Origin of the sequence: Xanthomonas sp. BRIP62411, from assembly GCF_003993525.1 — a bacterium.
GTDB lineage: Bacteria > Pseudomonadota > Gammaproteobacteria > Xanthomonadales > Xanthomonadaceae > Xanthomonas > Xanthomonas euroxanthea.
This window is the reverse complement of the sequence record NZ_QEZI01000035.1, coordinates 1-422: the sequence shown is the minus strand read 5'-3', so window position 1 is coordinate 422 and position 422 is coordinate 1. Positions and strand designations below refer to the sequence as shown.

Annotated in this window: 2 pseudogenes; one reads left to right on the top strand and one right to left on the bottom strand. The window is 69.7% G+C overall.

From position 1 onward, the window contains the following. Positions 1 to 218, bottom strand: a pseudogene (locus EO139_RS21085) (Bcr/CflA family drug resistance efflux transporter); the annotation flags it as partial. Between EO139_RS21085 and EO139_RS21090 the strand changes: the two are divergent. Next, positions 205 to 422, top strand: a pseudogene (locus tag EO139_RS21090) (Bcr/CflA family drug resistance efflux transporter); the annotation flags it as partial. The pseudogenes EO139_RS21085 and EO139_RS21090 sit on opposite strands and share 14 nt — an antisense overlap.

Below are 422 nucleotides of genomic sequence, written 5' to 3'. Positions count from 1 at the left end.
TGGAAACGCGGGTTGCAGCCGAGCCGCACGTAGTCGTGCAGCAGGCGCTGGAGCTGCAGCGGCGTGCGCGCCTCCACCGGGTGAGTCTCCGGCAGCCAGGTCAGCGTGGCCACCATCAGCACCAGCCCGAACGCCACCAGAAACCACAAGATCAGCGGCCAGCCGGCGACGCTGAGCAGGATCCAGCCGCCGATGATCGGCGCGATCGCCGCGGCGATCGCGCCGATCATCGGCGGCTGGATCCTGCTCAGCGTCGCCGGCTGGCCGCTGATCTTGTGGTTTCTGGTGGCGTTCGGGCTGGTGCTGATGGTGGCCACGCTGACCTGGCTGCCGGAGACTCACCCGGTGGAGGCGCGCACGCCGCTGCAGCTCCAGCGCCTGCTGCACGACTACGTGCGGCTCGGCTGCAACCCGCGTTTCCA